Origin of the sequence: Phocaeicola faecalis (assembly GCF_021730445.1) — a bacterium.
In the GTDB taxonomy this organism is placed as follows: domain Bacteria; phylum Bacteroidota; class Bacteroidia; order Bacteroidales; family Bacteroidaceae; genus Phocaeicola; species Phocaeicola faecalis.
Window position 1 is genome coordinate 151,872 of record NZ_JADNRM010000003.1, and the last position, 24,924, is coordinate 176,795.

The window sequence follows — 24,924 nt, forward strand, 5'->3', positions numbered from 1 at the left end:
AACATCTAATATAAACTGAGGAAAAACAACATGAGATACAAATATTTATTACTCTTATTTGCACTATTGGCATTAAATACTCCCATTTTTGCTGAATATTTCAGGCATATTGGATTATCCGAAGGATTGACGCAGCCATCGGTAATGGCTATATACCAAGATCAATTGGGAAGAATGTGGTTTGGTACAAGAGAGGGAATAAATTTGTATGATGGCAAACGGATTACTTCTTTCAAAGGCTGGTGCAACGCTTCCGATGATTCATCGCCTATTTGGTTAGGAAATGAAGTCTCATCCATTGTCGAAGACAAGCAAGGGAATATTTTTTTCTTAGTCGACGATGATATTATAAAATTTGATATACAAACAGAGAAATTCAGTCGTATTACCAAAGGTAGCCGCATTCCCGTTTTAACATCACTTGAAGGAGATTTGTGGTACATGAGACGTGATTCCTTATTCAAATGCCCTGCAGGAACCACGGAACCAACCTTCATGCTGAAAACCGGAATTACCTCCCCCATTACCTGCCTGACATTGCTGCCCAATAAAATCTGCATCGGTTCGCATGACGGAATTTTCTTCTACGACCGTTCCGGCGGAAAAGAGACACATGTGCTCAGAGGAATTGACATCTACCGCATTTTTGAAAGTTCACAGAAAGAACTTTGGATTGGAACAAGAATGTATGGATTATACAGAATTAACCAAAAAGGAGAAATCAGACAGGTGCCTTTCAGTCCGGGTTCCCCCACGGGAATCAGCAGTTGGCAGATTCGTGATTTTGTGGAAGACGGTGAACATAACATATGGTTCGGGACCTTTGACGGATTACATAAATACAGCCCGAAGACAGGGCAGTATTCCCTTATCCAGATTCCCAAATATGTAGGAGGATTAAACCATCCCTCCATCTTTTCCCTTTGCAAAGATTTGCAAGGCACCATTTGGGTGGGAAGTTATTTTGGGGGAGTGAACTATTTCACTCCCAAGCAGGACAGCTTCGTGCATTACGACTATGACCAAAACGCCACCAAGAACCAGTATTATTCATATATAGGCGATATCGTAGTCGACAAGAATGAACACGTTTGGCTCAGTACAGACGGAGGAGGAATCAGTTGCACCGACAAAAACTGGAACATTATCCATCAGTTTACCGCCGGAGAAAAGAACTCAATACCTCACAATAACATAAAAAGCATATGTTACGACGAAGAAAACGCATGCCTGTATATAGGTACTTACTTAGGGGGATTGTCACGCTATGACCTGAAAACCGGACAATTCTACAATTACCTGGAAAGAAGAAAGGGAGAGCCCAACACCCCGAATGAAGTAGTCTTTCATGTAAAAATGTGGAAAGGCAAATTATATTTATCGGCACGCAACGGTGTATTCTCATTGGATACCAAAACACAACAGTTCCAAAAGCTGGATATTCCAACCGCCTATTATGAAAGCTTCGATATCGACCCGGAAGGATATTTATACCTGAGCGGGACGTTTAATCTGGTATCCATGCATTTAGACTCGATGAAGGCTTCTTATGTTCCGTTGACACAAAGAGGATACAATGCCAAGATAACCCGTATCCTGGCAACCAATAACGGTGCCTATATCAGCACGTTGGGAGGCGGACTGTTCTTTTATGACAAGAAAACTCATAAAACGACCCATTACACGGTAGAAGAGCATCAGCTTCCCAGCAACTTCTGCTATAATGTTTGCTTATCTCCCAGCGGGAATATACTGATAACCAGCGACAAAGGAGTGACAAGCTATTCTCCCGAAAAAAACAGTTTCACCACTATCAATTTGATGGAAAACTTTCCAACAGCACACATCATAAGCGGTTGTGGCATCTTTGCCTCCAACCAGAAGCGCATTTATGTAGGTGATACCAAAGGGGTAACCTCCTTTTCGGAAGAAGAGTTTCACAAAGCCAATACATTTCACCATAACCCCAGCCTCTATTTCTCGGAACTATGGATAAATAATCAACAAGTAGTGGCAGGAGATGAAACCGGAGTACTCACCAAGGCTTTTCCATATACCAAAAAACTCAAGTTAAACCATAACCAGAATAATCTGATTTTCAGCTTTGCCCTGCCCGATTATGAGCAGCAGTTATCGCAAAAGCAGTTCCAATATAAGTTGGACGGTTTCGATAAAAAATGGATTAAGACCAGCCAGACAGAAGTGCATTACACCAATCTTGATCCCGGCACTTATACATTGCGAGTGGCCGCCATTAATAACAGCAGTAATCAAAGTGGAGATATCACAGATAAAGAAATCAGTATACAACTGACCATCTCCGCTCCCTGGTATGCCACATGGTGGGCATCATTGCTCTATATCATTAGTTTCATAGGCTGCCTTTACTATTTTATATCCAGCCGCGTTGCCAAACGCACATTGGCACTTTCATTAGAGAAAGAACGCTTTGAGAAACAGCAGATAGAGCAGCTCAATCAGGAGAAACTGGTATTCTTCACCAATGTCAGCCATGAATTCCGCACCCCTCTAACACTGATAATCAGCCATATAGATATCATCTTGCAAAAATCTTCACTGAGTCCTTCTATCTATAACCAGATACTAAAAATCAGAAAGAACGCACAGCAAATGAGCAATCTGATTTCAGAGCTGCTTGAGTTCCGAAAGTTGGAACAAAACCATAAAACATTGCAGATATCCCAGCAAGACATCACCTCATTCTTGAAAGAAATTTATTTTTCATTTGTTGATTATGCCCACTTGCGTAATATCAATTATGTTTTCCAGTTATCGGAAACTCCTACACAATGCTGGTTTGACAGCCAGTTGCTTGAAAAGGTATTCTTCAATTTATTGTCCAATGCCTTCAAATATACTCAGGATAATGGAAATATTGTTATAGCCGGACGCACAACAGACAACGAAGTAGAAATCAGTATATCCGACACAGGAGCGGGTATCGCCAAGAATGATGTTTCACAAATATTCGTACGCTTCTTCCAGGCAAACAACCAGAAGCCGGGTGAATATTCATCGCCCGGCACCGGTATCGGCCTTGCTTTATCCAAAAGCATCATTGAAAAACACCATGGCACGATAACTGTCGACAGCACACTGGGCAAAGGCACTACATTCACAGTCCGGCTTCCCAGAAACGTAGATGTTTTCCGTGAAGACAAGAACATACAGCTATCCGACCCGCAACAAGAAAGCGCCATTGTACCCGGTTCTTTGGATGTTTTGCCCGAAACCGATGCATATCCAATGGAACCGGTCCATACAGAAGGGACGGGAGAGAAAGCGCACACCGTATTATTAGTGGAAGATAATGAAGAACTGCTCCAACTATTAACGGAACTATTCTCTCCATTTTACGAAGTGATTTGCGCCACCAATGGAGAAGAAGGCTTAAAACAAGTATATGAGCATAAGATAGATTTAATTATCAGTGATATTATGATGCCCAAAATGAGTGGTACGGAGATGTGTCTGCAGATTAAGAACAATATCGACTACTGCCACATACCTCTCATTTTACTTACTGCCCTTAATTCTACTGAACAGAATATTGAAGGACTGAACCGAGGTGCGGACGACTATATCACCAAGCCCTTCCATGCCCAATTATTGTTAGCACGTGCCAACAATCTGATTAGAAGCCGTTTGCTCATGCAGCATCAGTTCGATAAGAAACCGATATCCGAAATCGATTTAACCTGCATCAATCCATTGGATAAGGATATTCTGAAACGAACGGCAGAAAGCATTGAACAACATATTGATGATACGGAATATGACATTCCGGTGCTTTGCAAAGAAGTAGGTATCGGACGTTCACTCCTTTATACCAAATTTAAAGCATTGACCGGCATGACGCCTAACAACTTTATCTTGAATTACAGACTGAAACATGCCGCTACTTTATTACAGCAATATCCCGACATTCCTATCGCAGAGGTCAGTGACCGTTGCGGATTTAGCTCACCGGTATATTTCAGCCGTTGCTTTAAGAACCAATATGGATGTACTCCGCAAAACTATCGCAAGGAAAAGAAAGCGGAAAATTAACTCAAAGACTATCCGGCTCAATTTAAAGACGGAGCCTGACACAATGACATATATACGTGCAGGCTTATGCGTACGTACGTATAGCCCGATGCGTACGTACGTGTGGGCTTACGCGTATATATGTGTGGGCTGATGCCACCGTATGTATGAAGACTGACGCCTACGTGCACATTAAAAAATAGAAAGCCTACACTGAATGATGCAAAAAGACCTTGATGTTTTTAAAAAAGCTCGGTATGTTTTTTAAAAAGCTCGGCATCTTTTTCAAAAAGCTCGGGGTGTTTTTGTAGGGACAGATTGTATCTCACCCTCACCAAGTCGGTCATTCCCTCTTCTCCGTTCATCCTTACATTTTAATTATTATACACTGGCTATCAGATGGTTAAAGATGAAAGCACATCCCCTCATCCTCCCTTCAGCCGCGCTTCCGAATCCCTTCATAATCTGCCTTCAGCAATTTCCTTTTTTGCGAATGAAGGGAGGCTGAAGGGGTGGTGACGAGATGCCCATTCACTACCGGAGCCCCCATCAGCAGGGCGTTTCAACGGTTTATGAAAGGAAGAAGGAAGAAGCGGATTTCCGGTTGTAGGGAGAATAAACACAGTTGTTTTTTGTGGATTCAGCAATCAATGTGGAACTATCCGCAATCAAATGCCGGGAATTTCCTCTGAACTTTTATTTCAAGATATAATCAGTACGTGCCTGTGCAATACGAAAAGAATCAGAATATATAAAAACGGCTGAGCCCATCTGCATCCAGATAAACTCAGCCATATTCTGTCTTAGCCTATGATTTTAAACAATTAGTATTCCCATCCCGGTGTGCGTGTCAAATTCGGATTAAGCTCTATTTCGCTCTTAGGTACAGGCCATGTATACCATTGATCGCCTATCCAATCATAAACAGTACCACCTGTGCTTTCTGAACCTCCCCATGCATGTTGAGCAACTTTTTCATCAAATTTAGTCTCTTTCAATGTGCGCCAACGCATTTCGTCGAAGAAGTTAACACCCTCGTTTACAAATTCGCGGCGACGTTCATCGCGTACATAGTTGCGGGCTGTGGTTTGGTCGGAGAAGCTAGAAGCCATTGTAGGTATGCCAACACGGTCGCGCACTTCTTTTACCTTACTCATAGCACCTGACAAATCACCTTTTTCAACAAGAGCTTCAGCCCACATCAGCAATACATCGGCATAGCGGATGATAGGCTCGTCCACCGGATTCTGTTCACGACGTTGATATTCCAGGCCTTCGCCAATGAACTTACGGTGGATATATTTAAATTCAGCCTGTGCATTCATGAAGCCTGAAGCATAATAACTATCTGGCAAGTTAGGATTAGCATTAGGTTCGGCAGATGCTTGGTCAGCATAATATTTTCCAGCTACCGGCCAGCGGAAAGTATACCATGCTTCTGCAGTTGAGTTACTGTTTACACCTAAATAATCAGCATAAGGTGTTACCACATTATAAGCCAAACGAGGATCACGATGAGCGTAAGCTGTTTTCAAACGAGCCTCATTGCCTTCGGGTAAATAAATTGCCTGAATTTCTTTGGGCAACTTAGCCAATTCTGTGTCAATAGCTTTAGTCACAGTCGAATGAATTTCCTGACCATTTACATATTTATCACGAATAAAGAAAACCTTGCGGTATTTGGTGTGACCTTCTGCAGCTTCCATATCTGTTACTTTCTTCCAGTCGGACAAATAATCTTCCCAAGCGAATTTCTTTACTGTCTGTCCATCTACTTCTTCATAGAGATTTACGACCGCAGGAGTAACCTGCAAGTCTCCCCAGCACCCGCGAGAGTCTTTTGCACCTTGAGTAAATGCTGCACAATATTTTTGTATACCCGTACCATATCCAGTAGGATCTTCAATATACTGTACGCTAAGAATCATTTCTTCACAACGTTCGTTTGCAACCTTAAAAAGCTGTCTATAGTTAGGAAACAGTTTATAACCACAATCTCCTACTTTAGCAAAATCTGCAATAGCTTTATCATATTCTTTTGTTAATAAGTAGGCCTTACCACGTAGTGCATAAGCTGCACCCTTACTTACGCGTCCTTCACCTTGAATCTGATTATCCGGCAGATTAGGTTCAGCTATGGCATCACTTAAGTCTTGAATTACTTGTGCCCATACTTCCTGTTCAGAGCTTTGCCCTTTGTTACATTCAGACGGATTGACAGGCTCCGTATAAAGAGGTACACCTAGGCCACCATTACCGAAAAGAATATTCAGACGGTCATAAAAAAAGGCACGTAACACTTTACATTCAGCTACAAGACGCGCTTTTTTAGCATCATTTATAGGAGCATTCTGAATACCGGCAATAGCTGCATTCGCACGGTGTACTCCATCATACATCCATTGCCATGTTTTCAAAAAGAAACCATTGCTAGGATTTACCGATTTGGTAAATAGGTTTTGCATACCATATTCTCCCTGTCCTGCCATGCCTAATGCATCATAACCGTAGTATCCGATCATGGCATTAGCACCAATAAACTTATCTCCATGGAAGGGTCTCTGTAATGAATAATACACGCCAATAACCCCTTGGTCTACACTTTCTTCTGTGGTCCACATTGTTCCACTGGAAAGTTTATCATATGGCGCAGTGTCCAAAATGTCTGTGCAAGCCGTTGAAGTTCCCAATACAGCTGCTAATGCTAATAAATTGAATATCTTTTTCATGTTCGTTTCTATTTAATTAAAAGGTTACAGATAAACCGCCGGAGAACATTCTGGCAATCGGATATACAGCAAGTGAGCTGCCCAATTCTGGGTCTACACCGGGGAATCTGCTTGATTTGATAGTCAGCAGGTTTTCACCTGATACAAATACGCGCATATTACTGATTTTGGCAGGTGCAATCCATTTTTTAGGCAATGTATAGCCAATTTGCAGCGATTTCAACTTGAAGAATGACGTATTATACAAATAGAATGTATTTGACGGAGTCGTACCGCCAGAACTTAACAGACGTGGGTATTCGTTGTAAATGCTGGCATTGGGATCGGCAGCAGGGTCATAAGAAGAACCGATAATAGTTCCATTTTCATTTCTGATTATACCGGCATGAGACGCTTCAGAGTCATAAGAGTAAAATCTGCTCCATGCATCTCCGGGCAATGCATCGCCCACGTTGGTAATCAGCGAACCGTTGGCTCCTTTTGAATTGAGGTAATGATAACCGCCAAAGCGTCCTGACCATATCATACTGAAATCGAATCCACGCCATGCAGCAGTGATATTCAAGCCCAAAGTTACTTTCGGGGTGCTGCTCTTGCCGGTAAATTCACGGTCGTCATCGTTACCATATTTACCGTCACCGTTCACGTCATCCATAATCAAGTCACCATACCATAGATTAGAACCGTCAGAACCGATATTTTTCAAGTTATTATTGAATGTATATCCGGCAGCCATCATAGCAGCTACCCAGTCGAGGTCAGCTTTAGTGCGAATCATACCATCACGAGGACCACCTTTAGGATTTACACTGCCGTCAGCTAATTTATATGAGCCATCTCCTTTATAAGGGCGACGTAAGAAATATTCGTCTATCATATGTCCTTCTACGCGACGCGTATCTCCACCGGTAGATACATCAGCCAAGTTTGTATACCGCCATGTCGGATTACCCCAAATATCTTTAGTATCTTCATCTAATTCATATTGCAGTGCGCCTTTAAAGTCAGTTACCTTATTCTTGTTGAAGGCAAGATTGACACCAATACCATAACGGAAATCATTTATTTGGTCATTCCATCCCAAATTAAATTCAAAACCATGGTTAGTCAAGCTTGCTGTATTAGACATAGGTGCACTGATACTTCCCATTGTCTTATAAATAATAGAGTTAGTAAGAATGTCTGATGTTTTACGCAAGTAGAAGTCTGCTTCAAGAGTCAAGCGTTGATTCAGGAAAGAGGCATCCAAACCAAAGTTATAGGTGGTCACTTTTTCCCATGAAAGTGCCAGATTTTGAATAGACGATTGTATCAGACCGTTTTGTACTCTTTCATCAAATACATTATTTACTTTCTTATAAAGTGCCTGCCAGTCATAGTTGCCACCAACGGTATTTCCCAAAGAACCGTATGAAGCACGGATTTTCAAACTATTGACAGTATTCTTCAATGGTTCAAAAAAGGCTTCCTCACTGATACGCCATGCAGCAGAACCGGAAGGGAAGAAACTGCTACGATGTCCCGGAGCAAATTTTGAAGAAGCATCCGAACGGAAGCTGGCTTCAAGCAGATATTTTCCATTATAAGCGTAATTTATACGGCCAAAATAAGAGATTATTGCATTAACCGACTTGGCACTACCACCGATGGAATTCATTTCCGCTCCTGAGGTAATATCTGTAATACTCCAATCTATCAAGCCTTTCTTTTCTGCGCTAAATCCTGTGGTTTCACCGCGATATTGTTCATAACCGAAAAATGCGCCCACATCATGTTTGCCAAAAGTATTGTTATAACGTAACAACAGGTCAGCTGTATAACTGGTAGACTCATAAGCATAACGGTAAGTTGTCGCTTGGTCCAGTACCCCGATTCCTTCTTTCGGAGTATCAAAGCTTTCACGGAAACTATAACGTGGTAAATTCTGTGAATGGTGTTCATCATGACGAGAGTATTGACTCCAGTTGAATTTAGCTTCTGCAACAAGACCTTTCAATGGCAATTCTATATTGGCATACCATGTAGTATTAAGACGTGTGTAAGTATTTTGTCCACCCTGATAAGCCACCTGTTGCAGGATATTATCTTTTTGGGTTACTTCCGGATGTTCACTGGCGCCATATTTTCCATTATAAATAGGTGTCATTCCCGGCCATGCCTGAAGTAAATAGGTCATTGAAGTACTTCCCGGATCCTTAAATTCTTTTGTTCCATAAGTTTGTGTACCAAAAGTGATAATATCGGCAATCTTTGTTTCTATATTAGCACGAATATTAAAACGCTCCATACTGGTATTATCCAATGTTCCCGGATTATTCTGATAACCGAGCGACAACAGATAAGTAGTGTTTTTACTACCACCGGATACATTTACACCATATTTTTGGTAGAATGCAGGCTGGAAAAGAATTTGTGCCCAGTCTGTATTGGGATAAGCCAACCAATTAGGTATCTGCTGTCCTGTCACCGGATTGGTATAAATTCCATTAGGGTTTTTATCTGCTTCACGCCACTCCTCAATACTCTCCCAGCTATAGTCAGGAGTGTTAGCTGTAGGATTGGCATTTAATTTAGCAATATTATGCAACTCCATGAAATCAGCTGTACTTGACATCAGCTTAAAGTCAGTAATCGGCTTTTCCTGTGCAAACATTGCAGTAAGGGTTACTTTGGGGCTCTCGTCTTTCTTTCCTTTTTTAGTCGTTACCAAAATTACACCATTGGCTGCACGCGAACCATAAATAGCTGCTGCACTGGCATCCTTCAAAATAGAGATACTTTCCACATCATCCGTATTTAACGGACCCATATCAGCTTGTACTCCATCGACTAGAATCAAGGGGCTACTATTATTGAATGAGCCTTGACCACGTACCTGTATACCAATGCTCTCGTCACCAGGATTACCACTACCCTGAGTTACGCGCACACCCGGAGCGGCTCCAACCAAAGCCTGTCCAAGGTTCATTACAGGACGGTTAGCTATTTTTTCAGAATTAACCGATGATACAGAACCACTTAAGTTAACTTTCTTCTGCACACCATAACCTACGACAACAACTTCATCCAAGGTCTCAGAATCTTCTACCATTTTAATATTTAATGTTTGGGTAGTAGAAGTAATTTTCACTTCTTGCGTGTTATACCCGATATAGGATATTTGTAGAGTACAGTTTAAAGGGACGTTTAATGTGAACTCGCCATTGAAGTCTGTGATGACACCATTTGTTGTTCCTTTTTCAACTACATTGGCACCAATAATTGGCTCTCCTGTTTCATCAACAACTGTACCTTTGATTGTTTTTTGCTGCATGATNGTTTAAAGGGACGTTTAATGTGAACTCGCCATTGAAGTCTGTGATGACACCATTTGTTGTTCCTTTTTCAACTACATTGGCACCAATAATTGGCTCTCCTGTTTCATCAACAACTGTACCTTTGATTGTTTTTTGCTGCATGATACTTTGTACCATATCAGCATGAGGCGACGGAGAATTTCCGTTTGTAGCCCATACAGAACCGCTAGCAATTAAAGCTAACGACGCTCCCAACACCATTTTCTTTGGTAGAGAGCAGTAATGTTTGACATTCCTTCTCATAGAGTTTTAATTTAAAGTTAGTTTTTAAAACTCTGCAAATTTCTATTAAAATAAGTAGGAAGGCTATCTAAATTATCCAAACTAACTATAAAAATTGTCCGTGGATATTTTGTATAGGATTACTGGAATATTTTATTATGTTTAGGAATAGGCCTTAAATTATTATAAATCAGAGATATACCATTCTTTATATAAAAAGAGGCTAATTATCTTTTATATATTGGATTAATGAAGAATTACGGGCTATATGTTTCTTTAAGGTGTTGAAACTGCACTTCAATTTCCGGCAAATACTCTTCTTTGTTTCACCTTTCATTAACATACGTTTTATAATATCTTCTTTTCCGGTTAATTTATATTTAGAGTTTTTCTTGCCGGGAATTCTTCCCAAACGGCATCCTTCTGCTCTTTTTCTCGCTAATCCCTCTTTAGTTCGTTGGCTAATTAGATTTCTTTCTATTTGGGCGGAAAGCCCAAAAGCAAAAGCTAAAATTTGAGAATTTATATTATTCCCAAGCTCATATTGCTCTTTTACGGTTAAGACTGAAACTTCTTTAACCATACAAAGGTTAAGTATACTCATAATTTGCATAAGATTTCTTCCCAACCGGCTGATTTCAGAAATGATTAGAATATCTCCTTTCTTCATCTTTTTTAGTAGCGAACCAAGTTTTCGGTCTTCTGCAGCTTTAGTACCGGATACGATTTCACTAACCCATGCGTCCACAAAAAACTTTTTGTTTAGAGCAAATTTTTCTATTTCAAGTCGTTGGGTTTCTAACGTTTGTTTGTCCGTCGAAACACGAATGTAAGCGTATATCATTTTTAGTGCAAAGATAATATTTTAAACGTCCCTTTAAACAGTACTCTACAAATATCCTATATCGGATATAATATGCAAGAAGTGAAAATTANGTTGGGTTTCTAACGTTTGTTTGTCCGTCGAAACACGAATGTAAGCGTATATCATTTTTAGTGCAAAGATAATATTTTAAACGTCCCTTTAAACAGTACTCTACAAATATCCTATATCGGATATAATATGCAAGAAGTGAAAATTATTTCTACTACCCAAACATTAAATATTAAGATGGTAGAAGATACTAAGACTTTGGATGAAGTTGTAGTAGTAGGCTATGGTGTACAGAAGAAAGCCAATTTGACTGGAGCCGTTTCTTCAGTTGATTTTGAAGAGCAAGCCAAATCACGTCCTGTAACTACCGTATCTGCTGCTTTGGCTGGATTGAGTGCCGGTGTACAAGTTATGCAAAATTCCGGTCAGCCAGGTAGTGATGGTGCTACTATCCGTGTGCGTGGTGTAGGAACATTGAATGATGCTAATCCTTTGGTATTGATTGATGGTATGGAAGGATCTATGGATAATATCAATGCACAGGATATTGAAACAATATCTATTTTGAAAGATGCAGCCTCTTGTGCCATCTATGGTTCTCGTGCCGCTAATGGTGTTATCTTGATTAATACTAAACGTGGTAAAGGTCGCATCAGCGTAAACTATAGCGGTCGTTTATCATATGCAAAGCCGACAAATTTGATTGATTTTGTTAACGACTATGCGGATTATATGGATTTGATTAATGAATCATTCTATAATATCGGTCAACCTAATCACTTTAATCAATCTACAATTGATTTGTGGCGTGAAAAATCAAAAGACCCGAATGGGTTAAACGCAAATGGTGTGCCTAACTATGTGGCCTATCCAAACACGAATTGGCAGGATGAAATATTCCAAGATGGTATTATACAAGACCATAACGTTTCACTGAGTGGTGGCACTGACAATGTACGTTTCCTTACTTCGCTTGGTTATTTGGATAATCCTGGGTTGGTAGATAATACTGGTATTAAGAAATATAAACTTCGTGTAAACTTGGAAGCCGATGTCACTAAGTGGTTAACGGTAGGTACTCGTGTATATGGTGATATGCAGGACCAAGAAGCCGGAAACTTTTCGAATGCCAATAACTATTTGAGACAGACTACTCCGGGTATTTATCCCGAATGGAATGGAAGTTATGGTTATCCTGAAGCTCCCGAAGAAAGTCCTACAGCCAATGGTATTCTTCAGTTCTTGAATAACCAAAATGGTACTCGTAAAAAAACAAATGTCAACGCAACAGCTTTCAGTAAAGTAACTTTTATGAAAGGGTTAACTTGGACATTTAATTTCAACTATAAGCGCTATTGGTATGAAGCACGTACATGGACACATGCCAGTGATCAAGTAAAGTTCAGTACGGGTGAGGTTATTAAACCGGGTACTACTCCTGATTTGATGAGTACTTCTTTTAGTAATGAAGGAAATTGGTCGTATACATTAGAAAATATCTTAAACTATAATACCACTATTGCCAAAGATCATAACTTAGGAGTAATGGCAGGTTATCAAGAGTGGTATAAGTATTGGAATACTTCAAATGCCAGCTTGCAGGGTTTGATTGATGAATCTATCAATGTACCTAGCTCTGCTACTGAAATGAAAAGCATCGGTGGTACAGCCAATGACCGTGCGACTCGTTCATGGTTTGGACGTATCACTTATGACTATAAAGGACGTTATTTATTTGAAGCAAATATCCGCTATGACGGTAACAGCCGCTATGGAGCAGATCATCGTTGGGGTACTTTCCCTTCTTTCTCGGCCGGTTGGAGAATTTCTGAAGAATCTTTCATGGCAGGTACGCGTTCATGGTTGGATAACTTAAAAATCCGTGGATCATGGGGTCGTCTTGGTAATGATGGTGGCGATGATGTTGGTAACTATGAGTATCAGTCTGTTTATGGTATTACCGATTATTCATTTGGAGGAAAACAAGTCTCAGGTTTGGCAATGACCTCTTTGGCTAATTCGGCTTTAGGTTGGGAAACAACTAATAACTTGGACTTTGGTATTGATATGGCTATGTTGAACAATCGATTTACTGCTACTTTTGATATTTATAATAAGAGAACTACAGGTATTCTTACTACAAGAAGCATTCCTATCACATTGGGAGGTTTGTCTGCACCGCGTGTTAATATCGCAAAAATGGATGCTAAAGGTTTTGAAATAGATTTGGGATGGAGAGACCGTATTGGCAAGGTGGAATATTCTGTGAAGGGTAATTTCTCTTATAATATGAATAAGGTTAAGAGTTATAATGGACGTTTCACTCAAGGATGGAAGTATGAAAAAGGAAAAGATGCTAATGGCAATCCTATTTATGCATACACAGATAAGAAAGATGGAAATTTCAACTATGTTGATAAGAATGGTAACATTGTAACAAATGATGCCGATAAGATTTGGGGTAATAACGCCGGTGACGTATTCAACAATGGTAGCTCTAACAGCCCGATTGTAGAAGGACATATGAAAGGGGAATATTATATGATGGATGCATATAAGGGTAATGGTAAATATTATGATGCTGATGGTAATGTATTGCCTAATGGAGGTCCGAAAGACGGTATGATTCGTACAGAAGAAGACATGGCATGGGTAAAAGCGATGATAGCATCTGGTTACGAATTCTGGCCGAATAAGACAATCGGTAAAAATAATATTTGGTATGGCGATGTGCTGTATGGTGATGCTAATGGTGATGGTATCTATGGTAATTCCTATGATAATCGCTTCCAAGGAGTTTCAAGCGACCCGAAATATACTTTTGGTTTCCAGGCATCTGTTGCATGGAACGGATTTGACTTCTCAATGAATTGGGCCGGAGCTGCCGGACGTAAGTTGTATTGGGGACCGACCACAGGTTATAACAGCTCAGGTACACGCGTCGGTGTAGGACTTTCTAAAATGGTTGTGGAAGATCACTATTTCTATGACCCGGAAAATCCCAATGATCCCCGTACCAATATCGGAGGAAAATATTCTCGTTTGACAAACGGTGAAAGTGGCGCACAAGATCAGGTTACAAGTACACGTTTCTTGTATAGCGGTGATTATCTGAAACTGAAGAACATAACTATTGGTTATACTTTGCCAAAACATCTCACCAATAAACTGTATACTCAAAGCATTCGCTTATATGTATCTGGTGAAAACTTGCTAAGCATTGATGACTTCCCGGGACAAGACCCTGAAATCGGTTCCACCCCTAAATATACATCAGTACGTTCATTTGCGTTTGGAGCCAATATAACATTCTAAAATAAGAACAAAATATGAAAGCATTAAAAAATATAATAACCATATCTGCGGCTGTCCTGTTATTGAGTGGATGCCGTGCCGATTTGCTGGACACAGTGCCTCATGGTAGTGTTGCAGAAGGTAATATGTGGACATCTGAAAATTTGGCTGACAAAGGAGTGACAGCTATCTATTCCACTTTACGTAAAGATTATGTAGGTTTGAGTTTGTATAAACTTGATTGTTTTGGTGTATCAGCAGATTGCCGTGATCAAGATTATCCTCTTATGGTTAATAAAGTCACGACTAAAACCGGTTTATTCAGTGATTACTGGGCACAACACTATTCCGGTATATCACGCGCTAATGATGCAATAGTTCATCTTCCTGATGTAACAATGGACGAAGCAAAGAGAGCGCGTTATATGGCAGAAGCAAAGGTACTCCGTGCATACTTTTATTATAAACTGAATATCATGTATAAAGGCGTACCTGTATATTTAGAACCGATAGAAGCTTCGGAATGTACTGCAGGACAAAGTTCGGAAGCCGAGGTATGGCAGGTAATAATTGATGATTTGACTGATGCTATTAATGAACCTAATTTACCTAATATTTATGAAAAAGGTGCTAGTGAGTATGGCCGTGTAACAAAGGGATTAGCATATGCTTTGCGCGGAAAAGCTTATTTGTATCAAAAAGAGTATGCAAAAGCCGCTTCAGACTTTGAGGCTGTTGGAAACTGCGGATTTGCTTTGTTTGACGGCGATTACAAACAGCTGTTCAAAGAAGAAAATGAACAGTCTAGTGAAATGATATTCTCTGTTCAATGTATCGGCTTGTCAGGTTTAGGTAATGATATCAGTTTCCGTTATGGTACACGTAGTACATTTGGATCATGTTGGAATACATATTTGGTAAGTACCGATTTTGTCGAAACTTATGAGAATGCAGATGGAAGTAAGTTCAACTGGGATGATTATATCCCGGGATACAATGAAATGTCACCGGATGCTAGAGCAGTATATTTCCTTCGTGACGGTTTAACAGAGACTGAGAAAGAAGCAATGGCTAAAGCCGGTGCTGATATGAGCAAGTACTTACCTGAAGGTAACGAAGCGCGCATCAAGAAAGCATACGAAAACCGTGACCCTCGTTTGGCTGCTAGTATTATTACTCCGTATGCTGAATACGATGGAGCAAATAACTCAAATGCATTTACTTATACTTTACGTTGGCCGTATCGTGGTTACGACACTGCTGCTCCATTCGACTTGAAGACAGATACCAACAATCGTTTTTATTATCTGTTCCGTAAGTTTGTAGCTGAAGGACCGTCTGAAATACCCAATCGTTCATATTCGCCTATTGATATTCCTTTGATTCGTTATGCAGATGTATTGTTAAACTTGGCAGAGTGCTATAATGAATTAGACCAACAAGGCAAGGCTGTGGAATGTGTTAATAAGGTGCGTGCACGTGCCGGTGCAGCTCTGTTGAACTCAAACTCCGCAACAACAGTAGGAGGCAAGGATGATTTGCGAAATCGTATTCGTAACGAACGCCGTTGGGAATTTAATGGAGAAGGTGTGAACTTCTTTGATGAAATGCGTTGGCAGACTTGGAAAGAAAGTAAGTTCTTTGAGGGCTCTGCTCTAAAACAGATCTGGGGAACAGTGCAATATAAATATGTATGGAGTGGCGATCAAGTTTACACTTGGCCTGCACCGTGGAGCGAACGCCAATTGAATGAAAATCTGAAATTGGCTGACGGATGGAAAGACTAATTCAAAAATTAAGGTGAAAAGATCTATATTCTGATTAGAATACTATAAAGAGGGGATGCTTCGGTTGTGAAGTATCCCCTCTTTTTCTGAAAACTATTTTATTTGTTTTTTAGTTTACTACTTGTCTTATTGCAAATAAAATTACTTAGCCCTTTTTAGGGAAAATGCATTGAACTTTATCGTCCCTTTAAACTGNTCGGTTGTGAAGTATCCCCTCTTTTTCTGAAAACTATTTTATTTGTTTTTTAGTTTACTACTTGTCTTATTGCAAATAAAATTACTTAGCCCTTTTTAGGGAAAATGCATTGAACTTTATCGTCCCTTTAAACTGCACCGTGCAAGTATCATATATCGGATACGTCACAAAGGATATAAAGATTACAAGCACAACAAATAACCTGTCTATAAAGTTAGAGGAAGATTCCGAAACTTTAGATGAGGTGGTAGTTGTTGGTTATGGTGTACAGAAAAAAGTAAATCTAACCGGTGCGGTTGCTTCCGTGGACTTCGAGGAACAAACTAAATCTCGTCCCATCACTACTGTGTCTTCTGCATTGGCTGGTTTGAGCCCCGGTTTGCAAGCATCATCAGGTTCTGCAATGCCAGGTGAAGACAACACTACTCTGCGCGTTCGTGGTGTCGGTACCATGAATACTGCATCTCCGTTGGTTATTATCGACGGTATGGAAGGTTCATTGAATGCCGTAAACCCTCTGGACGTTGAAAACATCTCTATTTTGAAGGACGCTGCTTCTTGTGCTATCTATGGTGCACGTGCTGCCAATGGTGTTATCTTAGTAACTACCAAGGCTGGTACACGTGATAAAATCAACATCAACTATAGCGGCCGCATCTCATTCAACAGCCCAACTCGTATGATTAAAATGATGAGTAATTATGCTGATTACATGGAGTTGATGAATGAATCATATAGAAATGTAGGAAAGTCAGATGATTTGTTCGACCAGAAATACATTGATTTGTGGCGTGAGAAATCTAAAGATCCGAATGGTCTGAACGAAAACGGTGTGCCCAATTACATTGCTTATCCGAATACCGACTGGGCCGAAGAATTATTCTCGGGTGGTGTAATCCATGACCATAACTTGTCCGTATCCGGTGGTTCTGACAAAATTCGCTTCTTGTTGTCTGCAGGTTATCAGGATAATGAAGGTGTGGTAGATAATACTGCCAACAAACGTTATTCAATGCGTGCCAACATTGAAGCTAATCCGACCAAATGGTTAACGGTAGGTACTCGTACTTATGCATCACAGATGGATCGTGAAGTAGGTGACTTTTCAAATGCGAATAACTTCCTGCGCCAGTCTACAGCCGGTACTTATCCTTACTGGAACGGTAGCTACGGTTATCCGGAATGTCCTGACGAACGTGCTACGGCCAATAACCCGTTATACAAGTTGGCACGTAACGACGGTTTCAAACGTTATAACCGCTTCAATACCACTTTGTTCAGCAAAATCAAATTCTTTGAAGATTTGAGCTGGGATTTCAACTTCAACTATAACCGCTATATTTATGAAACACGCCAACATGGTGTGCCTGCTTATCAGACACGTTTCAGTGACGGTGTAATTGTTGACGGTATTACTCCACCCTCACAGTTGAGCACTAGTTTCGACTATGAATCAAACTATTCTTATACATTGGAGAACCTGATTAACTATCACCACACATTTGCTCAGAAGCATGATGTTTCTGCATTGTTGGGTTATCAGGAATTCTACAAGAACTATTATAAGGTTAATGCATCCAAGAAAGGTTTGATTGACGAATCATTGAACCAGTTCAGTGAAGCTACAGAAATGACAAGCATCGGCGGTTCTACTCAGGACTATGCCACTCGTTCTTATTTCGGCCGCGTAAACTACGCATATGACTCACGCTACTTGTTCGAGGCAAACTTCCGTTATGACGGTTCTTCACGTTTCCACGAAGACCACCGTTGGGGCTTCTTCCCATCATTGTCAGGTGCATGGCGTATCTCTGAAGAAGCGTTTATGGAATCAACCCGTTCATGGTTGGATAACTTGAAGATTCGTTTGTCTTGGGGTAAATTGGGTAACTCTGAAATCGGTAACTATGAATACCAATCAGCTTACGGAACCAGTAACTATGTATTTGGTAACAGCTTGGTTTCAGGTTTGGCTATCACAGCTTATGCCAACGAACTGTTGCAGTGGGAATCAACAACCACTACCAACTTAGGTATCGATGCTGCATTGCTGAACAACCGTTTGACTGTCGGAATCGACATTTATCATAAGATGACTTCCGGTATCTTGTATCGTCCTGCCATGGAATACGTTTTGGGTTACCATAACAACAGTGACGGTGTCAATGTGAAGGCTCCCCGCCAGAATATTGCAGAAGTAAGCAATGACGGTTTCGAACTTTCATTAGGATGGCGTGACAGAATCGGAAAGGTAGAATATTCTGTAAGCGGTAACTTCTCTTATAATAAAAATAAGGTAGACAAGTACAACGGTGAATATACCAGAACATGGGTAGAAGATCCGACCAATACATTGACTGGTGGTAAATGGACAGACAATATCGGAAAAGCCTCATCCGGCGGTAACTCTCCAGTAGTAGAAGGTCACATGTTAAACGAATATCGCTATCGCAGTGTATATAAAGGAAATGGTAAATACTTCAATGCAGACGGTTCTGTAAATCCGGCAGGTGGTCCTAAAGGTGGTATGATTCGTACGGAAGAAGATATGAACTGGGTAAAAGCCATGATGGATGCAGGTTACAAATTCAAACCGGGCAACTCAATCGGTAAAGCTAATATCTACTATGGTGACTACATCTATGCCGACGTTAACGGTGACGGTGTATATGGTGACTCTGACGACGAAGAATTCCAGGGACGTTCCAAGACTCCGAAATACAACTTCGGTTTCCAAGCTTCTGCTGCATGGAACGGATTTGATATCTCAATGGTATGGGCAGGTGCTGCCGGTTTCGACATCTATTGGGGTCCGACAGCAGGTTACAACGCTGCCAAGACAGAATGGGGTAACAACATCGCACAGCGCATTGCAGACGACCACTATTTCTACGATCCGAGCAATCCTGATGACCCACGTACAAACATCAATGGTAAATACCCGCGTATGACTTACCTTGACGGCAACGTTCAGAACAATGCATCATCTAACCGCTGGTTGTACAATGGTGACTATATCAAACTGAAGAACTTGTCTTTAGGCTATACTTTGCCACAAAAATGGGTAACAAAAGTAGCAATGCAGAATGCACGTATTTATGTTTCTGCAGAAAACTTACTGACAATCACTTCTTTCGAAGGTCAGGACCCGGAATCAGCAACCGGCATGGGATACTCTCCATTTAGAAGTATCGCCATCGGTGCTAACATAACATTCTAATAACCTTAAGATACGAACTCATGAAACTATTTACAAAATTATTTATATTATCAGCTGCGGTAACAGCTTTAAGTAGTTGCCGGGGTGACTTATTGGACACCGTGCCCTATGACAAAGCGGCATCAAACTCCATGTGGAGTAATGAAAACTTTTGTGAACTGGGTGTAGCCGGTGTGTACAGCGAGCTACGCGAAGACTATGTTGCAAAGAAGGCATACGAACTGGAGGCATTCTGCGCAAGCGGTAGCTGCCGTGATAATGACTACCCTATTCTGGCAGGAACAGCATCTATCGGTTCCGGCCTTTTCTCAGACTATTGGAGACAACACTATGAAGGAGTCCAACGTGCAAACGATGCTATCCAGCATCTTGCTGAGGCTCCGGTTCCCGATGCATTTAAAAACAAACTAATTGCTGAAGTTAAAGTGTTGCGTGCATTCTTCTACTATAAATTGAATGCTGTTTTCAGAGGTGTTCCTTACTATGACGAACCTATCCCTGTAACAGAAGCCAAAAAGCCACGCAACAGTGAAGCGGAAGTATGGGAAGGCTGTATCAAAGACTTAACTGATGCCATCAACGAGCCGACATTGCCCGACCGTATTGCTGCCGGTAATGCACAATGGGGACATATAACCAAATCTGTTGCTTACGCATTGCGCGGTAAAGTTTATTTGTGGATGCAAGAATGGGCAAAGGCTGAATCTGACTTCCGCCAAGTAGGAAACATGGGACACAAGTTGTTCGATGGAGGTTATAAACAACTCTTCAAAGAAGCTTACGAACAAAGTGATGAAGCTATCTTCTCATTGCAATGTATCGACAACAATGGAAGTGCCGACGGTAACTCAATGAGCTTCCGTTACGGTGGTCGTACGACATTCGGTTCTTGCTGGAATACCATTTTGGCCAGCACCGACTTCGTTGACACTTATGAAAATGTAGACGGCAGCAAGTTCAATTGGGATGATTATCTTCCCGGATACTCATCCATGGATCTTAAAGATCGTGAAGTGTTCTTCCTGCGCAATACAGATGCAGATGTATTGAAGGCTGAGCTTCTTTCATTAGGCTATGAAGGTGACATTGACAAAGAAATCGAAAATATTAAGAAAAAAGTGGAAAGCCGTTTGAGCAAACTGAGCGCTGCCGCACAAGCATTATATTTGCCGGCCGGTAATGAAGCACGTATCAAAGCCGCTTACGAAAACCGTGACCCACGTTTGGCACAGACTATCATTACTCCGTATGCTACCTACAATGGTTCGGGTAACAGTGTAGACCACACCTTTACTTCACGCTGGCCGTACTATGGTGCAGATACTAACGCTCCATTCGACCTCCGTACCGATACACAGAGCCACTTGTACTATCTGTTCCGCAAGTTTGTAGCCGAAGGTTCAAGCGAAATGACCAACCGTGAAAAATCTCCGATTGACTTGCCTATCATCCGCTATGCAACAGTCGTATTAGGATTGGCAGAAGCGCTGAACGAACAAGGCAAGACTGCTGAAGCCATCGAACAAGTAAATCTTGTACGTGAACGTGCCGGTGTAGCCCTTTTGAACAGCAATGCTGCAACACAGGTTAGCGGGCAAGACAATATGCGCACTCGTATCCAGAACGAATATCGTTGGGAAACTGCCGGTGAAGGTGTTTCCTTCTATGAAGAAATTCGTTGGAAAACCTGGAAAGAAAGCAAGTTCAATAACGCTGACGGTACTGCCGGTATGAAAGACGTTTGGGGTGTTATAACTTACAACTGGACATGGGGTGGAGACCAATACTATGTATGGCCGATACCTAAACATGAAACAGATATGAACACAAGCCTGACACAGAATCAGGGCTGGTAATAGTCCAGTCTTTTCAAGGTAAAAAGTATTGTTGAATAATAAGCCGTTTCAAAGTCATATTTGAGACGGCTTTTTTATACATATCCGAAAATAGGCTGTTTTTCAGCCTTTATGGAAAATATATACATGTTTTAAGGACAAAAATAGAGTATTGCCACTATTCTTTTTTCGCACTTTTGCAGTGTGATAAATATCTTAATCTATATACCGATGAAGAAACTAACTCTATTACTACTTGCATTATTATGTGTTACACTCACATACGCATACACGGAACGCGACCTGCTCCAAAAGCAAGCCGACATCAACCGGTTAAAAGAAATACTGGTATTAGACCGCCAATGGGTGACTTATCCCGATTACAATGACCGTGACGGTTGGGACCGTTTTTTGGGAACATTCAAAGACGAATATATCCGCCGTGGAGAAAAACGACTAAATTATCAGTGGCAAGTAGTAAAAGCCACCGATTACCTTGCTTTCGAACGCACTGGTAACCGTCAAGTGATGGAAAACCCCTTCGGTGCCAACAACAGCGCCATTGCCGACCTTCTTATGGCTGAGTTGGCAGAAGGTAAAGGACGATTTATCGACCAACTCATCAACGGAGTATTCAATGCTTGCGAGATGACTTCATGGGCATTGGCCGCACACATCATCTTACAGCCCACTCATCGTGCATTGCCCGCATACGACTATCCTGTCATCGACCTTACTGCCGGTGACTTGGGAGGGCTCCTCGCATGGACTTACCATTTTATGCGCCCATCATTTGACAAGGTAGACCCTGAAATCTCACGCCGCCTGCGTCATGAGCTTCAAACCCGCATTCTCGACCCATATATGAACAATGATTCTTTCTGGTGGATGGGCCGCAACTACAACGGACGTATGCTCAACAACTGGAATCCATGGTGCAACAGCAATGCCTTGATGTGCTTCATGCTTCTTGAAGACGACCGTGACACACTGGCCAAGGGCGTCTATCTGACAATGGAATCAGTAGATAAATTCCTCAATTATATCAAAGCGGACGGAGCTTGCGAAGAAGGACCTTCCTACTGGGGACACGCAGCCGGAAAGACGCTGGATTATCTCGAACTTCTTTCGGATATTACAGGCGGGAAGGTAAATATCTTCAATGAACCGATGATTAAAAACATGGGTGAGTATATCTCACGTTCTTATATAGGTAACGGATGGGTAGTGAACTTTGCCGATGCATCGGCACGCGGAGAAGGCAACTCATACCTTATCTACCGTTTCGGCAAGGCTGTAAACAGTGATGAACTGAAAGGTTTCGCTGCCTTGATGCATCAACTGAAATCTTCGCCCAACAACGGACGCGATATCTTCCGCACCCTTGCTTCCATCGCTATCGACAAAGAGCTGCAGCAAACAGAGCCCCGCCATGAGAACCGTCCTTTTACCTGGTATCCCGAAACGGAGTTCTGCTACCTCTCTACCAAAGAAGGATTGTTCCTGGCAGCAAAAGGAGGATATAATGACGAAAGCCATAATCACAACGATGCCGGAACCTGCTCGGTATGGATGAACCAAACACCGATTTTGATAGATGCCGGTGTCGGCACTTACACCCGCCAGACATTCAGCAGCGAGCGTTATACCATCTGGACCATGCAGAGCAACTATCACAACCTCCCGATGATAAACGGTGTGCCCGAAAAATATGGGAAACAATACAAAGCCACCGAAGTAAAAGCCGGGAAGAACAGCTTCGAAGCCAATATAGCCACTGCTTATCCCGAAGAAGCCAAAGTGAAGAGATGGATACGCTCATACCATGTAAAAGGCAAACAAGCCCGTATCAACGACTCCTTCGAACTGGAAGAAGCGACAGCTCCCAATATAGTCAACTTTATGACTTGGGGCGAAATAGACCATTCGGAAAAAGGGAAAGTAATCATTCACGTCAACAATGTAAAAGCAGCATTGCTCTATGATGCCGCCTTGTTTGAACTGACCGTAGAACCCAAAAAGCTGGATGACATCAGACTGTCCAAGATATGGGGAAACACCATCTACCGTCTGTCATTCAAAGCCAAACAACAAATCAATAAAGGGAACTATTCATTTACTATAAAAAAACTATAATATGAAATTAAGAACCTCAATTCTTTTGGGATGTGCAGCTCTGTTCACTGCAACCTCATGTACTACAGCACCCGCCAAAAAATCTTGGTCGGAACAAGTTATCGAAAACGCACGCGCTCAGATTGGTCTGGAGATAGATACAATCGAAGCCAGTGGGAAATGCCTCAACCCTGTTACCCTTAACAGCAAGGGAGGAGTATATTATTGCGGTCCGGCAGACTGGCGCAGCGGATTCTTCCCCGGCAGTGTATGGTATCTGTATGAACTGACTGGCGACCAGACTTTGCTTCCTTTGGCACAGAAATATACGGAAGCCATCAGCGAAGCACAACACCTCACTTGGCACCACGATATAGGTTTCATTATCAATTGCAGCTTCGGTAACGGTCTGCGCATCAATCAGAACCCTGAATACAAAGATGTAATGATACAGGCAGCCAAATCACTTTGCACTCGTTTCCGCGAGAAACCGCAAGTCATCCAGAGCTGGGACGTGAAAGGCAACAGCTGGCAGTCACAACGCGGATGGGAATGTCCGGTGATTATCGACAATATGATGAACCTTGAATTATTGTTTGAAGCCACCAAACTTTCAGGCGACTCTACTTTCTACAATGTAGCCGTGGCACACGCTGACCGCACTCTTCAAGAACACTTCCGTCCCGACGGCAGTTGCTACCATGTCATCGATTACAGCATAGAAGACGGAACAGTGCGTCACCGCCAAACTGCACAAGGTTATGCCGACGAATCAGCATGGGCAAGAGGACAAGCATGGGCCATCTATGGTTACACAGTATGTTTCCGCGAAACCAAAGACCGCAAATATCTGGATCAGGCACTTAAGACTTTCGAATTTATGAAGAATCACAAGAATATGCCCGCCGACCTTGTTCCTTATTGGGACTTGGATGCTCCCAACATCCCGAACGAACCGCGTGACGCTTCTTCTGCTTCCGTTATTGCCTCTGCCTTGTACGAAATCTGTACATATCCCGTAGAGAACCCGCAATCTTATAAAGAATATGCCGACAAGATAATGGAATCACTTGCTACAGCAGACTATACCGCACCTCTGGGCGAAAACGGACGCTTCCTGTTGATGCACAGTGTGGGAAGTATTCCTCACAACAGCGAAATCGATGTACCGTTGAACTATGCCGACTACTATTATCTGGAAGCATTGAAACGTAAAGTTGACCTTGAGAAATAAGAACCATAAAAA

General features: G+C 41.7%; 11 protein-coding genes. 7 read left to right on the forward strand and 4 right to left on the reverse strand.

Annotation, left to right across the window (positions count from 1 at the left end; translation table 11 throughout):
* Positions 1-30 precede the first annotated feature (30 nt).
* Positions 31-4,071, forward strand: coding sequence for a hybrid sensor histidine kinase/response regulator transcription factor (locus tag IR173_RS05935; RefSeq protein ID WP_237038753.1), 4,041 nt, complete (start codon positions 31-33; stop codon positions 4,069-4,071).
* Between the two features lie 803 nt (positions 4,072-4,874).
* On the opposite strand, the gene IR173_RS05940 is transcribed toward IR173_RS05935, so the two are convergent.
* From IR173_RS05940 to IR173_RS05955, 4 genes are all read right to left on the reverse strand, one after another.
* The gene (locus IR173_RS05940) at positions 4,875-6,779 is read right to left on the reverse strand and encodes a RagB/SusD family nutrient uptake outer membrane protein (RefSeq protein WP_237038754.1); all 1,905 of its coding nucleotides are present in this window, start codon (positions 6,777-6,779) and stop codon (positions 4,875-4,877) included.
* Positions 6,780-6,795: 16 nt separating this feature from the next.
* Positions 6,796-10,092, reverse strand: coding sequence for a SusC/RagA family TonB-linked outer membrane protein (locus tag IR173_RS05945; RefSeq protein WP_237038755.1), 3,297 nt, complete (start codon positions 10,090-10,092; stop codon positions 6,796-6,798).
* The gene (locus tag IR173_RS05950) at positions 10,058-10,378 is read right to left on the reverse strand and encodes a carboxypeptidase-like regulatory domain-containing protein (protein WP_237038756.1); all 321 of its coding nucleotides are present in this window, start codon (positions 10,376-10,378) and stop codon (positions 10,058-10,060) included. The genes IR173_RS05945 and IR173_RS05950 overlap by 35 nt, the downstream gene beginning before the upstream one ends.
* 202 nt (positions 10,379-10,580) lie before the next feature.
* Positions 10,581-11,201, reverse strand: coding sequence for a master DNA invertase Mpi family serine-type recombinase (locus IR173_RS05955; protein WP_237038757.1), 621 nt, complete (start codon positions 11,199-11,201; stop codon positions 10,581-10,583).
* A gap of 165 nt (positions 11,202-11,366) precedes the next feature.
* Here IR173_RS05955 and IR173_RS05960 point away from each other — a divergent pair, with 165 nt between their 5' ends.
* The 6 genes from IR173_RS05960 to IR173_RS05985 all read left to right on the forward strand — a co-directional run bounded on the left by IR173_RS05960 (position 11,367) and on the right by IR173_RS05985 (position 24,912).
* Positions 11,367-14,546, forward strand: coding sequence for a SusC/RagA family TonB-linked outer membrane protein (locus IR173_RS05960; protein ID WP_317207927.1), 3,180 nt, complete (start codon positions 11,367-11,369; stop codon positions 14,544-14,546).
* A 14-nt stretch (positions 14,547-14,560) separates the two neighbouring features.
* Entirely contained in the window at positions 14,561-16,312 is a 1,752-nt protein-coding gene (locus IR173_RS05965) for a RagB/SusD family nutrient uptake outer membrane protein (RefSeq protein ID WP_237038759.1), read from the forward strand.
* A gap of 305 nt (positions 16,313-16,617) precedes the next feature.
* The gene (locus IR173_RS05970; protein WP_237038760.1) at positions 16,618-19,728 is read left to right on the forward strand and encodes a SusC/RagA family TonB-linked outer membrane protein; all 3,111 of its coding nucleotides are present in this window, start codon (positions 16,618-16,620) and stop codon (positions 19,726-19,728) included.
* 20 nt (positions 19,729-19,748) lie between these two features.
* Positions 19,749-21,584 (forward strand): RagB/SusD family nutrient uptake outer membrane protein, encoded by a 1,836-nt coding sequence (locus tag IR173_RS05975; RefSeq protein WP_237038761.1) that lies wholly within the window; start codon positions 19,749-19,751, stop codon positions 21,582-21,584.
* 210 nt (positions 21,585-21,794) lie between these two features.
* The gene (locus tag IR173_RS05980; RefSeq protein WP_237038762.1) at positions 21,795-23,699 is read left to right on the forward strand and encodes a heparinase II/III domain-containing protein; all 1,905 of its coding nucleotides are present in this window, start codon (positions 21,795-21,797) and stop codon (positions 23,697-23,699) included.
* Position 23,700: 1 nt separating this feature from the next.
* Positions 23,701-24,912, forward strand: a complete 1,212-nt coding sequence (locus IR173_RS05985; RefSeq protein WP_237038763.1) for a glycoside hydrolase family 88 protein — start codon at positions 23,701-23,703, stop codon at positions 24,910-24,912.
* The last annotated feature ends 12 nt before the right edge of the window (positions 24,913-24,924 follow it).

Bases quoted from the DNA above. Each gene is read 5' to 3' on its own strand.
- IR173_RS05980 (WP_237038762.1), top strand. From the start codon at position 21,795: ATGAAGAAACTAACTCTATTACTACTTGCATTATTATGTGTTACACTC.
- IR173_RS05935 (WP_237038753.1), top strand. From the start codon at position 31: ATGAGATACAAATATTTATTACTCTTATTTGCACTATTGGCATTAAAT.
- IR173_RS05940 (WP_237038754.1), bottom strand. From the start codon at position 6,779: ATGAAAAAGATATTCAATTTATTAGCATTAGCAGCTGTATTGGGAACT.
- IR173_RS05965 (WP_237038759.1), top strand. From the start codon at position 14,561: ATGAAAGCATTAAAAAATATAATAACCATATCTGCGGCTGTCCTGTTA.
- IR173_RS05955 (WP_237038757.1), bottom strand. From the start codon at position 11,201: ATGATATACGCTTACATTCGTGTTTCGACGGACAAACAAACGTTAGAA.
- IR173_RS05945 (WP_237038755.1), bottom strand. From the start codon at position 10,092: ATGCAGCAAAAAACAATCAAAGGTACAGTTGTTGATGAAACAGGAGAG.
- IR173_RS05985 (WP_237038763.1), top strand. From the start codon at position 23,701: ATGAAATTAAGAACCTCAATTCTTTTGGGATGTGCAGCTCTGTTCACT.
- IR173_RS05975 (WP_237038761.1), top strand. From the start codon at position 19,749: ATGAAACTATTTACAAAATTATTTATATTATCAGCTGCGGTAACAGCT.